Source organism: Streptococcus parasanguinis (assembly GCF_015556095.1).
Lineage (GTDB): Bacteria > Bacillota > Bacilli > Lactobacillales > Streptococcaceae > Streptococcus > Streptococcus parasanguinis_Q.
Map to the genome: position 1 here is coordinate 24,012 of NZ_JADNLT010000007.1, position 14,323 is coordinate 38,334.

The 14,323-nt window shown below is 44.0% G+C and carries 12 protein-coding genes and 1 pseudogene; 9 read left to right on the plus strand and 4 right to left on the minus strand.

Annotated features, from left to right (window positions below; all coding sequences use genetic code 11):
* Positions 1 to 42: 42 nt before the first annotated feature.
* Together I2E70_RS07990 and I2E70_RS07995 are read right to left on the minus strand one after the other, a co-directional pair.
* Entirely contained in the window at positions 43 to 918 is an 876-nt protein-coding gene (locus I2E70_RS07990) for a LysR family transcriptional regulator (protein WP_049522532.1), read from the minus strand.
* A gap of 111 nt (positions 919 to 1,029) precedes the next feature.
* Positions 1,030 to 1,380 (minus strand): helix-turn-helix domain-containing protein, encoded by a 351-nt coding sequence (locus I2E70_RS07995; protein ID WP_195424364.1) that lies wholly within the window; start codon positions 1,378 to 1,380, stop codon positions 1,030 to 1,032.
* Between the two features lie 393 nt (positions 1,381 to 1,773).
* Between I2E70_RS07995 and I2E70_RS08000 the strand changes: the two genes are divergently transcribed.
* On the plus strand, positions 1,774 to 3,399 hold the full coding sequence (locus I2E70_RS08000) for a malolactic enzyme (protein WP_195424408.1): 1,626 nt from the start codon (positions 1,774 to 1,776) through the stop codon (positions 3,397 to 3,399).
* 83 nt (positions 3,400 to 3,482) lie between these two features.
* On the plus strand, positions 3,483 to 4,430 hold the full coding sequence (locus tag I2E70_RS08005) for an AEC family transporter (protein WP_023919058.1): 948 nt from the start codon (positions 3,483 to 3,485) through the stop codon (positions 4,428 to 4,430).
* A 90-nt stretch (positions 4,431 to 4,520) separates the two neighbouring features.
* Here I2E70_RS08005 and I2E70_RS08010 read toward each other — a convergent pair whose 3' ends face one another.
* Positions 4,521 to 5,330, minus strand: coding sequence for a Cof-type HAD-IIB family hydrolase (locus I2E70_RS08010; protein WP_125826582.1), 810 nt, complete (start codon positions 5,328 to 5,330; stop codon positions 4,521 to 4,523).
* A gap of 12 nt (positions 5,331 to 5,342) precedes the next feature.
* Positions 5,343 to 6,086, minus strand: coding sequence for a DeoR/GlpR family DNA-binding transcription regulator (locus I2E70_RS08015; RefSeq protein WP_070466517.1), 744 nt, complete (start codon positions 6,084 to 6,086; stop codon positions 5,343 to 5,345).
* 177 nt (positions 6,087 to 6,263) lie between these two features.
* Between I2E70_RS08015 and I2E70_RS08020 the strand changes: the two genes are divergently transcribed.
* The 7 genes and pseudogenes from I2E70_RS08020 to I2E70_RS08045 all read left to right on the plus strand — a co-directional run bounded on the left by I2E70_RS08020 (position 6,264) and on the right by I2E70_RS08045 (position 14,187).
* A complete protein-coding gene (locus I2E70_RS08020; RefSeq protein ID WP_049474101.1) occupies positions 6,264 to 6,833 on the plus strand; it encodes a sugar O-acetyltransferase in 570 nt (189 codons plus the stop codon).
* Complete coding sequence (locus tag I2E70_RS08025) at positions 6,830 to 7,594, plus strand: nucleoside phosphorylase (RefSeq protein WP_195424367.1); 765 nt, start codon at positions 6,830 to 6,832, stop codon at positions 7,592 to 7,594. The genes I2E70_RS08020 and I2E70_RS08025 overlap by 4 nt, the downstream gene beginning before the upstream one ends.
* Before the next feature lie 31 nt (positions 7,595 to 7,625).
* Positions 7,626 to 9,008: a TrkH family potassium uptake protein gene (locus I2E70_RS08030; protein ID WP_195424370.1), complete on the plus strand. Its 1,383-nt coding sequence runs from the start codon at positions 7,626 to 7,628 to the stop codon at positions 9,006 to 9,008.
* Positions 9,009 to 9,017: 9 nt separating this feature from the next.
* Positions 9,018 to 9,692, plus strand: a complete 675-nt coding sequence (locus I2E70_RS08035; protein WP_009731618.1) for a potassium channel family protein — start codon at positions 9,018 to 9,020, stop codon at positions 9,690 to 9,692.
* 345 nt (positions 9,693 to 10,037) lie between these two features.
* A pseudogene (locus I2E70_RS10585) lies at positions 10,038 to 10,133 on the plus strand (CPBP family intramembrane glutamate endopeptidase); the annotation flags it as partial.
* 146 nt (positions 10,134 to 10,279) lie between these two features.
* Positions 10,280 to 12,511, plus strand: coding sequence for a glycoside hydrolase family 31 protein (locus tag I2E70_RS08040; protein WP_195424373.1), 2,232 nt, complete (start codon positions 10,280 to 10,282; stop codon positions 12,509 to 12,511).
* A gap of 68 nt (positions 12,512 to 12,579) precedes the next feature.
* Positions 12,580 to 14,187, plus strand: a complete 1,608-nt coding sequence (locus I2E70_RS08045; RefSeq protein ID WP_195424376.1) for an alpha-glucosidase — start codon at positions 12,580 to 12,582, stop codon at positions 14,185 to 14,187.
* Positions 14,188 to 14,323 lie beyond the last annotated feature (136 nt).

Here is a 14,323-nt window from a genome sequence, read left to right on the forward strand (position 1 = left end):
TTTTTTATGTTTCTGCATTAGCACTAAGAACAAAGACTACGACTAGTTTAGTAATTTTTCAAAGAATTGGATGACCTCTGGTTTGAGATTACTTTCTCTTGGTTCAACTAATGAAACGTAAAAGCTGATCCGTTCATTTTCTGCCATCGGAATCGCGATCAGTTCTTCTTCACCATCTGTTAGTGCAAGATCTGCTAGTAAACTGATCCCCACTTGTTTACGAAGGAGTTGTTTTAGAAGCTGAATATCATCCGTCTGAAAGAAGGGCGTAGCCTCATGGTGATAGCGCTCATTCAACTGTTCAAAGGCTTTTAAATGAACAAAGTGCTCATCTGGAATGATAAAATCTTCATCGATGACGTCTGAAAACTGTAATACTTTTTTTGAGGCTAGTGGATGGTTGTGATGAAGGATATAGAAGAGATCTCGTTTGGCCATTTCTCTTACCTGGAAGCGATGATCTTTAATCGGTTCTAAACTCCCTAAAAAACTAGCATCTAGTTCTCCTTTGGAAAGCATTTCTAAAAGTTCAACAGATCCTTCTTGAACAGGATGGATACTTTGAAGAGCTGCAACATTACTGATAAAGGCGGGTTGTTTTCGGACAAGATAGTCAATGATGATTGGTGGGAAACCAACCGTATTGAATTGAGAGAGACTCCGGAGGATCTCTTTTTTGGCCCCTTGAATCTCAGGTAAGACCTTTTGAATATGTCGTAGCAAGATTTCTCCTTGGGGCGTCAATTTGAAAGTACGATGAGAAGGATCGTGCGCGATTAATGGACAGTGAAATTCCTTTTCTAGTCGTTTAATCGCATAGGAAACGGATGGTTGACTGATCCCGTGTTTTTGGGCAACCCCAGTAAAGGATTGCTGTTGACTAAGATCAAGAAAATAATAAAAGTCCTTAAGATTCATTGGGCTCCCTTTTCTAAATAGACAGACATGGATAAGCAAAAATTATCCGTGATAGCTAATTTGACTATATGATTTTTTGTTTGTTACAATCTGAGGTGAGTCAGAGGACAATTAGAGGTTATCTAGAAGATTTTCGAAAATCGTCAGGATCTTTTCCCTTTTTCCAACTGGAAGTTGCTTAATTTTCATGTTGACTCTCTTAAGTGAAAGGCTGTCATTAGGATCTGAAGACGCTTCGAGTGAATCAAAATTGAAGAATTCTTCAGGCGTTAACTCAAGAGCAGAAATAACTTTTTCAAGACTGTGAATGGTCAGATTCACATTTTGATTTTCCAATTGATTGATGTATTTTAATCCAAGATCTGCCCGTTCCGATAGCTCCTCTTGACTCATGTTTTCTTTTTTTCGCAAATATTTGACCTTTTGCGCTATATACCGTTGTAAATAATGTTTTGTTTTCATGTAACCAGAATACAAGTTTTAAATGACAAAAATAACACCTTAAACAAAACAAAGTATCTTATAACAAACATATTTTAGATTTATTATCTATGGCTTTTATAGGGATTGATCATCATAAGAAGAAAAAAGAATACCTGAAAACAGTGGATCTTTTGATGAGAATAACCTTCTAAAAGGTGGAAAGGAACAGGCTTTTTTAAGAGATGACCATGACTATCTAGGAAGTGATGGATAAACCTATTATTTTGTTATCTTTTGAAATCGCATCATTTTCGGTTGTATCGCCTGAACTTTCATTGCCTGATTCATTCATATTGTATCATATACATAACAAAGTGTCATTTAAAGAAAATAAGTGTTATAATTGAATAAACTAAATAAGGAGGTCACATGATGACTGCACATGATATTTTAAACAACCCTTTCCTCAATAAAGGAACTGCCTTTACCTTGGAGGAACGTCAGCAACTAGGTCTCATTGGACTCCTGCCACCTTACGTTCAAACCATTGAAGAACAAGCAGCGCAAACTTATGCGCAAATGCAAACGAAGGTTAACGATTTGGAAAAACGTTTGTTCCTAATGGAAATTTTTAATACAAATCGTACTCTTTTTTACTACCTATTTGCTCAACATTTGGAAGAGTTTAATCCCATTGTCTATGACCCAACCATTGCTGATACCATTGAGGGTTATAGCGACCTCTTTGTAGATCCACAATATGCCGCATATCTTGATATTAATCATCCTGAAAATATCGAAGCAACTTTGAAAAATGCAGCAGGGGACCGTGAAATTCGTCTTATTGTTGTGACAGATGCAGAAGGTATTCTTGGTATTGGAGACTGGGGAACAAATGGTGTCGATATTTCTGTTGGGAAACTGATGGTCTATACTGGAGCTGCAGGAATCGATCCTTCAATGGTACTTCCTTTGGTCATTGATGCAGGTACCAACCGTGAAGAATTGCGTAACAACCCTAATTACTTGGGAAATCGTCACGAACGTGTACGTGGTGATCGTTACTATGATTTTATCGATCAATTTGTCCAAACTGCAGAACGTCTTTTCCCTAAACTCTACCTTCACTGGGAAGATTTCGGTCGCTTAAACGCTGCCAACATCCTTGAAAAATATCGAAAACAAATCCCAACATTTAACGATGATATCCAAGGAACTGGTATTGTAACTCTTGGAGGGATCTTTGGTTCATTGGATATTACAGGAGAAAAATTAACGGATCAAGTTTATCTCTGCTATGGTGGTGGAACTGCTGGTGCAGGAATCGCCTCTCGTGTCCTTCGCGAAATGGTCAGTGAAGGCTTGCCTGAAGAAGAAGCCTATAAACGCTTCTTTATGGTGGACAAACAAGGTCTCCTTTTTGATGATATGGATGACTTAACGCCGCAACAAAAGCCATTTGCTAAGAAACGTTCTGATTTTGCAAATGCAGATCAGTTGACGGACCTTCTTGAAGTAGTGAAGACGGTTAAGCCAACGATTCTTGTGGGAACTTCAACTCAGCCAAATACTTTCACAAAAGAAATTGTAGAAGCTATGTGTGAAAACACTGAACGTCCTATCATTTTCCCATTGTCAAATCCAACCAAACTAGCTGAAGCAAGTGCCAAAGATTTGATCGAATGGTCAGACGGAAAAGCATTTGTTGCAACAGGAATTCCAGCTGGTACAGTTTCCTATAAAGGTGTGGACTACGTGATTGGTCAAGCGAATAACGCACTGATTTATCCAGGTCTTGGACTTGGTATGCTGGCTTCTGAAGCGAGTCTGTTGACGGATGAAATGATTGGAGCTGCCGCACATTCATTGAGTGGTATTGTCAATCCAGGCGAACCAGGAGCACCAGTCTTACCTCCATTCAAGTATGTAGCTGATGTGTCTATCAAAGTAGCAGAAGCAGTTGCTAAAAAAGCGCAAGAACAAGGTCTTGCGCGTGCTCAAGAAACAGATATGGCTAAAGCAGTTCGTAATTTAAAATGGTACCCAGAATATAAATAAGTAAATGGGAATGGGGTGTACGAGTGCGACTGGATGCCTCGTACACCTTTTCTTGTATATCCTGTTAGATAGAAAGGGAGACTATGGAAATCTTTTTAACTTCAATTCAGAGTATTGTGCCCATTATCGTCATCATCATTCTTGGTTATTTCTTGCAAGTCCGTGGTTGGTTTCAAGAGAGCTTCGGAAATGACTTATCTAAACTGATTATGAACGTGGCCATGCCTGTTGCAATTTTTACCTCTGTTCTTAAATATTTAACTTTAGATAAATTGATTAGCTTGTCTGGCGGTTTGCTCTATACGTTTATCGCCTTCATTCTTGGTTACCTAGCGGCCTTTATCGCAGTGAAAGTTTTTAAAGTGCGCCCAGGACGCCGAGGAACCATGATTAATACCTTTGTTAATGCCAATACCATATTTATTGGTTTGCCTTTAAATATCGCTTTGTTTGGAAATCAAGCCCTTCCTTACTTCTTGGTTTATTATATTACAAATACAGTATCTACTTGGACATTAGGTGTCTATCTGATGACTTCTGATAGTAAAGAAGGGGCTTCAAAACAGGCTCAAAAATTTAATTGGAAGAAGCTTTTCCCAGCTCCTTTATTAGGTTTTCTCGTAGCCCTCGTCTTTTTGGTGTTACGTATTCCTGTTCCAAGTTTTGCGGAAAGTACCTTAACTTATATTGGTAGTTTAACAACGCCCTTATCTCTTGTCTATATCGGTATCGTCCTAGCTAAGGCAGGACTTAAGACGATTCGCTTTGATAAAGATACCATTATCACACTGGTTGGTCGTTTTATTCTTGCACCGGTCATCATGCTCTTGGTTCTGAAGTTCTTCTCTCCAAATATGGTGGCACCAGAATTTAGAACCTTTATGATTCAATCAGCAACACCAGCCTTGGCAGTTCTTCCTATCCTTGCCAATCAAGGTAAAGGCGATGTTGAGTTTTCAACGAATGTGGTCACTCTCAGCACAGTCTTATTTGTGATTGTGGTTCCAATTCTGCAGACATTGTTGGGATAGCATTTATATGAAAATGATGTAGTTTTAGTGCTATACATTCGTCAAAAAGGACGTCGGGTATTATACTCGACGTCCTTTTTAAACGGATGACTAGATCAACACATAGGTTTCAACCGCTTGCCCAGCCCCGTTTTCATTATTGTCCTTTGTCACGACTGCTGCTTCGTCTTTCACCTCTTGAGGAGCGTTGCCCATAGCGACACCGATGCCTGCTTTTTTGAGCATAGGAAGGTCATTGAAGTTGTCCCCCATGGTGAGGACTTCTTCTAAGCTCAAGTGGTAGTGGTTGGCGAGTTCAACCAGAGCATCCTCTTTAGAGACGTGCTTAGCAGTAACTTCTAGGTAGTTGGCTTTGGAGAGATAAAAGGCGGTAGAAGGGAAGTCATCGGCAGAAATAGCACGATAGAGGGCTTGGATCTCTTCTGCATCTCCAATTAAGAGCAATTTGTGGAGGGGCTTTGTCATATCCAGCAAAGGATCCAATAGGGGAAGAATAAGAGGTTTTTCCCCTGTAATCCGGGCTTCCTCTCGGCTCCATTGGTCGAGATGATCGGTCATCCAGTCTTTTCCGCTATAGAGGTTGATCGAAACTTGAGGGAAGTGTTGGTTGGCCCAGTCGATAAACTGACGAGCTTCATTCTTGTCTAAGGGATGCTCAAACAGAACCTGCTCGCCTTTTTGAATCAAGGCCCCGTTGTAGCAGGCCATGGGGCAGTCTTCTATACCGAGTTCTTTGGCAATGGGTGCCATTCCTTTGGGGGAGCGAGCAGAGGCTAGCACGAAAGGGATCTCTTCACGCTTTAAATCTGGGATCAATGCTGCCAACTCTGGGTCAATCTGATGGTGGTCATTTAAGATGGTGCCATCGATATCGCTGATGATGAGACGAATGTGAGACATAAAGATTACCTCCTAATAGAGAATAGTGGTTTCGTTGCCGACTTGTTTAAGGATGTCAGGGCTTGGTTTTTGATCAGTAATCCAATAGTCAAATTGTTGGAGACGAGCGAGATAGTAGTTGGCATGTTGGTGGAACTTGGTACTTTCTGCCACCAGCACCTTGGTACGAGTCCGCTCAAAAACGAGAGACTTGACTGCAACGTCTTCAGCATCCTCAAAGGTGACTTCGCCATTGGCTAAGCTACTCGCTCCAAAAAAAGCGAGATCAAAGCGAAGATTGTCCAGTATTTGTGCTTGATTCGCGTCATAGTAGAAGCGGTTTTTAGGGTAGAATTTTCCTCCTAAAAGATGAAAGTCAACCTGGGAATGGCTACTGAGCTGGATGGTATTGTCAAGGGAATGCGAATAGACTGTGACTTCCTTATTAAGCAAGCCAGCAAGCAGGGTCATCGAGGTAGAAACGTCGAGAAAGATCACTTGGCCATCTTGGATCAATTGCAGGGCCTTTTGAGCCATAGCAGTCTTTTCCTTGTTGGCTTTCTGACTACGGTCTAGGTAAGAAGGGCCGGGTTCTTTGTTTAAGGGGAGGAGTCCACCATGGGTCCTGCGGACCAGCTGGCGCTGACTAAGGAGAGCGAAGTCTCGACGGATGGTATCTTTTGAGACCTTGAAATAGTCGACCATTTCTTTAGCCGATAGCTGTTTTCGCTCTTCTAAGAGTTCTAATATTTTTTCGAGTCGTTGTTCCTGATACATGAGCTCGCTCCTTGTTTCTGTTCTTGCCTATATTCTACATCATTTATTAAGTTAATGCAAGTGTTTTTAATTATTTTTAAGCATTTATGATCTTTTTCCTTGTAAAGCCTTATTCTGACGTTTGTTTTAAAGGGGAAATTCTGCTATAATATGTCAAAATAACGTGGAGGTTTCCTTATGGCCAGTGAATATGAAAAAATGATTGCGGGTGACTATTATAGACCTGCGGACCCTGAATTACGGGCTTTGGCAAAAGCCTCTCGGGAGAAACAAGAGGCCTTTAACCAAGAGGTGGATCCTAAAAAGGGGGCATCCATCATCAAAGAGTGGTTTGGATCAACCGGTGAAAACCTCTATCTCAATCGCCAGGTTCTTGTGGATTATGGGGGCAACATCCATATAGGAGAAAATTTCTATGCCAATTACAATTTGACCATGTTGGATATTTGTCCCATTACGATCGGAAAGAATGCCATGATTGGTCCCAATTGCCAATTTTTGACCCCCTTACACCCGCTGGATCCAGATGAGCGCAACTCGGGTCTTGAGTACGGAGCTCCGATTACGATAGGGGACAATTTCTGGGCAGGAGGAGGGGTCACCATCCTTCCTGGTGTCACGCTGGGTGATAATGTGGTCGCTGGCGCTGGGGCAGTCGTGACCAAGTCTTTTGGTGACAATGTGGTCCTTGCAGGAAACCCAGCCCGTGTCATCAAAGAAATACCCATTAAAAAGGAGAAGGGATGATCCATAAACATGAAATTCCTATTTTAGAGTTTGACGACAACCCACAGGCAGTCCTGATGCCGACTCATGAGGGGTTAGACCTGCACCTGCCTGAAAAATGCGTTTATGCTTTTTTAGAGGATGAAATTGATCGCTTTGCCAAAGCTGTTGGAGCTGAGCAAGTGGCTACCTTTGTCTCAGCTACCAAGGCTTATCCAGTCTATGTTCTGGAGCACCAAGGGGAGAAACTCTGCTTGGCCCAAGCGCCAGTTGGATCTGCACCAGCAGCCCAATTCATGGATTGGTTGATTGGCTATGGGGTGAGGAAAATCATTTCCTCAGGAAGCTGTGGCGTCTTGGTGGACATAGAAGAAAATGCCTTTTTGATCCCGACCAAGGCCTTGCGAGATGAGGGAGCCAGTTACCATTATGTAGCGCCTTCTCGTTATATCGAAGTGGACAGTCGTGCACTGACCGCCATTGAAACTGTCTTGAAAGGAAAAGATATTCCTTATCAAGAGGTCATGACCTGGTCGACGGACGGTTTTTATAGAGAAACACCTGACAAGGTGGCCTATCGCATTGAAGAAGGGTGTCGTGTTGTGGAGATGGAGTGTGCCTCACTTGCAGCAGTCGCCCAGCTTCGTGATGCAGTTTGGGGCTTGCTCCTATTTACCGCAGATTCTCTTGCAGACCTAGAAAATTATGACCAGCGTGACTGGGGGGCTGAAGCTTTTGAGAAGGCCCTAGAATTGTGCCTAGAGATGGTTCATCACTTGTAGGTCTTTTCACTTTTTATGATACAATGAAGCTATGTTAGTCAAATTATTTTTTAAACAATGGCAGGCCAAAATTAAAAGCCTGTCTCCGGCAAGGCGAATCTTTCTCAGCTTTGCCTTGGTTATCCTGGTGGGCTCGCTCTTATTGAGTCTGCCTTTTGTCCAGCAAGCGAGCTCAAAAGCAGGCTATATCGACCACCTCTTTACAGCGGTCTCCATGGTCTGTGTGACGGGGCTCTTTACCCAGTCGGTGGCTTCGACCTATAATGGTTGGGGGCAATTGATCTGTATGCTCTTGATCCAGATCGGAGGCCTAGGGATCTTGACCTTTATCGGTCTCTTCTTTATGGAAGGTCGTCAAAAGCTCAGCTACAAGGACCGACAGACCATCCGGGACAGCTTTAGCTTTAGCAATAACCAGAGCTTAGCCCGTTTTGTCCGCTCCATCTTCATTACCACCTTTACCATCGAAGGGGTGGGGGCCTTGCTCCTCATGACCCGCTTTATCCCTCGCTTTGGCTGGGGGCATGGGATCTTTAACTCCATCTTTGTTGCGGTCTCGGCCTTTTGTAATGCGGGCTTTGATAATTTTGGAGGCGATAGTATGATGAGCTTCCAGACCGATTGGTTGGTCAATCTGACCTTGTCTGCCCTTATTATTACTGGGGGCTTGGGCTTCATGGTCTGGTTTGACCTGGCTACCAAGGCCCGTAATCAATCAGGACGGCGGACTCTTCGCTTCCATACCAAGGTGGTTCTCTGGTTAACAGCTGCGATCCTTCTCTTTGGGACAGTAACCAGTCTCTTGACCGAGTTTAATAATCCAGCAACGATTGGGTCCCTTCCATTAGGAGAGAAGATCTTGGTCAGCTTCTTCCAAACTGTCAGTATGCGGACAGCTGGTTTTGCATCCTTAGATTATACAGCAGTCCGGCCAGTGACGCTCTTCGTCTATCTCTTGCAGATGTTTTTAGGTGGAGCACCGGGTGGGACAGCAGGGGGCATGAAGATCACCACCTTCCTGGTCCTCTTGCTCCTGGCTCGGAAGGAACTATTGGGGCTACCACATACCAATTTAGGAAAACGTACCATTTCACCAGACATTGTTCAACGTTCCTTTGGGACGGCGGTGATTTTCCAGTTGACCTTCTTAGTGGGTCTATTAGGAATCTGTTTGGTGACGCCGGATGGCCAACGCTTTATTTATTTGGTCTTTGAGGTGGTATCCGCTCTAGCGACAGTAGGCGTGACAGCCAATGTGACCTCGACCTTAAATGGGGCGGGACTAGCCATTATTATGGTCCTCATGTTTATCGGACGGATTGGTCCTTTGACCCTTATGGTCAGTTTGAACAATTACCAAGCCAAGAAAGCAGATACCTTGCAGTATGCCAAGGCAGACATCATTATCGGATAGGAGAAACTCATGGCGAATCGAACCATTGGAATTTTAGGATTGGGAATTTTTGGACAGAGTGTCCTGAAAACCTTACAGGATCAGGATGTGGATATTATTGCAATTGACGATCACGCAGATGTGATCAACCAATATGAATCCATGATTACGACTGGAATTGTTGGAGACATTACAGAAATGGACCTCTTGGATGCGGCTGATATCGGTACCTGTGACACAGTCGTGATCGCGACGGGTGAAAACCTGGAGTCCAGTGTGCTGGCGGTCATGCACTGTAAGGCCCTTGGAGTCGAGCACGTCATTGCCAAGGTTAAAAATGAAGTGACCAAGGAAGTCCTTGAGAGGATTGGGGCTGATTTGGTCATCCTACCAGAGGTAGAAGCGGGCATGTCTCTAGCTAAGATGATCCTCTTCCAACATGGGATTGAAGTTTTCCAGTTGGATGAAGCAGTGGTGGTGGTCGAGTTTACGGTTCCAGCTAGCTGGGTAGGAAAAAGCATCCGAGACTTGGAAATCAGAGACCAATTTCAACTCAATATTATTGGCTATCGAGATGCGGAAGACCAGCCTTTGCGAAGTCAGATTGGTCCCGACTTTATCTGGCCAGAAGGGGTGCGCGTGATGGCGGTGACAGACAACCAGTATCTGGATAGAATCCAAGACCTCTTAGAGGAAACAAACTGAGAGAGAGTGGGACAGAAATCGGTAATTCGTTAGAATTCGATTTCGTCGTCCCACCTCCGCACAGTTGAGTAGGGCTGTAAAAGCTGATGAAATCAGCGTAGTAGAGCCCACTCAACCACTGCGTCTTGCTCAACAGTACAAAAACAATTAAGAGGCTAGGACTTTTGTCCCAGCCTCAGAATGTTGATAACCTATTTTTTAACTAAAATAGGTGAAATGATTCTGCAGAAATATGATTTTTAATTTTTACTCCGCAGATGCCCTCTGTATCTTAATTTAGTCATGGAACTTCCTGAATTGCTGAAATCATCCACTGGATAATTTCACCTAACGTCCGTCCTCAAGGTCGTCAAGAATCTCTTGCCATTTTTCCTCGTGCATGTCTTGGCAGATATGTTTGGATCGAGTCTCATGTATCTCTTGATCCATTGGGGAAGTTGATCTTATAATATTTTAGGAAAGGTTCTGTCAGGTGTTGACAGGCCTTTTTTTGAGTGCTATAGTAAAATCGTAAACGCTTACACGGTGAGGTGAAGCAGATAAAAAGCGGGCAGTCAGATGCTCCATAAAAAGAGGAGGAAAGACAAATGGCAGGATCAGTGATACAGGGAGAGAACTACCGAATCTCCGTATTAACGGAATCTTTGGTGCGCTTGGAATATTCAGAGGGTGGTGTTTTTGAAGATGGTCAGACGCAAGTTGTGCAAAATCGTGATTTTGGACCTGTTGCCTGTGAGGTCGTAGAGACAGAAGAGGTCCTCGATCTGCATACGGAGCATCTCCACCTTCATTTTGAAAAGGGACCTTTTACACCGGATCGGCTTTTTATCGAGCTCAAGGGTCAGTATGCAGTCTATGGTAGCCGGTGGCACTATGGTGATCAGCCTGAGACCTTGAAAGGGACCAGTCGGACGCTTGACGAGGTCGATGGAGCTATGGAGTTGGAAGATGGGATCTTGAGCAAGGCCGGTTATGCTCTTTTAGACGATTCCAGCTCCTACTTGTATGATGTCGAAAGCGGATTTAGAGCACGGCCATGTCCAGAAGTGGATCTGTATTTCTTCGGTTATGGGCGCGATTATCTAGGGGCCTTGAAAGATTTTTACCATCTGACGGGACAACCCCCTCTCTTGCCACGTTATGCTCTGGGAAACTGGTGGAGTCGGTATTGGCCTTATACCAGTCAGGAGTACACAGATTTAATGGATCGTTTCAAGGCTGAAGGGGTGCCTTTGGCTGTCAGTGTGATCGATATGGACTGGCACAAGACAGCGATTCCTGCTCGCTTTGGAAGTGGTTGGACGGGCTATAGTTGGAACCGGGACTTGATTCCTGATCCAGCTGCCTTCTTACATGGTCTTCATGAGCGTGGTTTAAAGGTGACCTTAAATGTCCATCCGGCAGATGGAATTCGTGCCTTCGAGCATGCTTACCCCATGGTCGCAAAACGCTTGGGATTAGATGCGGAAAAAGAAGAAGCGGCTAGCTTTGACTTTTACAGTCCAGCCTTTCGCGAAGCTTATTTCGAAGATGTCCATCATCCCTTGGAAGATCAAGGAGTCGACTTTTGGTGGATTGATTGGCAACAGGGAAGTCATGGCAAGATGGATCCCCTTTGGTTGTTAAATCATTATCATTATCTAGACAATTGTCGTACAGGTCAAGCTGGTCTTATTTTATCGCGTTATGGAGGTCCTGGCAGCCACCGGTATCCGATCGGTTTTTCAGGGGATACCATTGTGACTTGGGAATCCCTAGCCTTTCAACCCTATTTTACCAGCACAGCTTCAAATATCGGTTATACGTGGTGGAGTCACGATATTGGTGGCCATATGCGGGGTTACTATGATGAAGACTTGGCTCTTCGCTGGTTGCAATTTGGGGTCTTTAGCCCGATCAATCGTCTCCATAGTTCTTGTAATGCTTTTAACAGCAAGGAACCGTGGTTTTACTCGTCTGAGACCTGTCGCTGGATGAAGCGATATTTACGCCTGCGTCACAGCTTACTACCTTATCTTTACACCATGAATGTGGCGACGCATGAACAAGGACTGCCTTTGGTTCAGCCCCTCTATTACCACTATCCAAACGAAGAAGATGCTTATGAGGGTAAAAATCAATATTTCTTTGGTAGTGAACTCATGGTGGCCCCAATTTCAGAGGCTCTGGATCCTGTCTATCATAGTGCTTCTGTGAGTGTTTGGTTCCCAGACGGAGTTTGGTATGATTTCTTCCATGATTGGAAGTACGAAGGAAAAGGCAAGCTTACAGTCTTTAGAGCTAGCCAGGATATTCCGGTCTTTGCGCGTGCAGGAGCCGTCATCCCTATGGATGCACACCCGCAGACAGGGGTAGAGCTCCCAGAAATGCTGGACTGGCATCTTTTCCCAGGTGACAATCGTTCCTTCGTGCTCCTTGAAGGAGAAGGAGATAACAGGGTTGAAACCCGCCTAACTGTCAATTGGGATGAAAGAAAGATTAGGTTGGATTTAACAGGTGATCGAACGCTGCTTCCTGAAAAGAGACAGCACCGGTTCTTCCTCCATACCTTTGAGACAGCCCCTATCTTAGTGGACAATCACAGTCAGGAGATTGCGATGGGTGAGCTGCAATCGCGTCCTACTGCAAAAGAAGATCGGATGTTTGAGTTCTTGAAATCTGCCAACCTGGCCTACGATAGGAAGAATGAATTATTTGCGGCTTGTTCAACAGCCAAGGATTGGAAACAGTTGATGAAGATCATTACGCCTTTAGAGGAAGGTTTGCGTCAACGTCTCTTTGAAGTGATTTATTCCAGTGAAGAGAATGAAGACTTGTAAATTCTTGCAATTTTACCCCTATTTTTGTATGATGAAAGTGATTTCACAATCATAAAGGAGAAGAAAAAATGGAACAAAAATGGTGGCATAATGCCGTAATTTACCAAGTTTATCCAAAGAGTTTCAAGGATAGTAATGGCGATGGCATCGGGGATCTCAAGGGGATCACGAGCAAGCTAGACTACTTGGAAAAATTAGGGATTACAGCGATCTGGCTCTCACCAGTCTACAAGAGTCCCATGGATGATAACGGCTATGACATCTCGGATTACGAGGATATTGCCTCCATCTTTGGTAGCATGGAAGATATGGAAGAATTGATCGCAGAAGGCCATAAACGCAAGATCAAAATCATTATGGACTTGGTAGTCAACCATACCTCTGATGAGCATGCTTGGTTTATCGAAGCACGTGAAAATCCAGACAGTCCAAAGCGGGATTTCTATATTTGGCGGGATGAGCCCAATGGCATTATTTCTGCTTTTAGTGGCTCTGCTTGGGAATTTGATGAAGCATCAGGCCAATACTACCTGCATAACTTCAGTAAGAAGCAACCAGACCTCAACTGGGAAAACGAGGAGCTTCGTCATCAGATCTATGACATGATGAATTTCTGGATTGACAAGGGAATTGGTGGCTTCCGTATGGATGTCATCGATATGATCGGTAAGATCCCAGATCAGGAAATCATCAGCAATGGTCCCATGCTCCATCCTTATTTGAAGGAAATGAATCAAGCTACCTTTGGCGATAAGGATCTGCTCACCGTGGGAGAAACTTGGGGGGCGACTCCAGAGATTGCTAAGCAATATTCCAATCCAAAAAATCAAGAATTGTCCATGGTCTTCCAATTTGAACACATTGGTCTTCAATACCAACCGGGTCAACCAAAATGGCACTACTCTAAAGAATTGGATGTGCCAAAATTGAAAGAAATTTTCACCAAGTGGCAGACGGAATTAGGAAAAGACGAAGGCTGGAATTCCCTCTTTTGGAACAACCACGATCTCCCACGGATTGTGTCAACTTGGGGGGATGATGGCGACTACCGTGTCAAATCTGCCAAGGCTTTAGCAATTCTGCTACACTTGATGAAGGGGACTCCGTATATCTATCAAGGGGAAGAAATCGGGATGACCAATTATCCATTTAAGACCCTCGAGGATGTAGAAGATATCGAGTCAATCAACTATGCCCATGAAGCCTTGGAAAAAGGAGTGCCACTCGAAGTGATCATGGATCAGATCCGCCATATTGGTCGGGACAATGCGCGGACACCGATGCAGTGGAATGATGAAGCAGAAGCTGGCTTTACGACAGGTCAACCATGGCTTGCTGTCAACCCAAACTACAAAGAGATCAATGTAGAGGCTGCCCTAGCAGATCCAGACTCTATTTTCTATACCTACCAAGCCCTCATTGCTTTGAGAAAAGAGTACCCTTGGCTTGTGACCGCTGATTATGAATTGGTGGACGCAACAGACAAGGTTTTTGCTTACAAGCGGGTAGAAGGAGTGCAAGCCTACCTCGTCGTTGTCAATCTCTCAAGTCAAGAGCAAGACTTACCACTTGTCAATGGAGTTGAAGAGGTTCTCATTGCCAATACCAAGGTAGAACAAGTCCTCGAATCAGGCAAGTTAGCCCCTTGGGATGCCTTCTGTGTCAAACTAGCCTAATAAAAGTAAGAAAAATAGAGGAAATTACTTCCTCGTAGAAGCAGGTCTTTCTCAGTAGAGAAGGCCTTCTTTAGTTTTTAGGGGCTGTTCTTCTAGCAGAATCCGCTCAAAATCCGCTCAGAAATGGTTCAGGGAC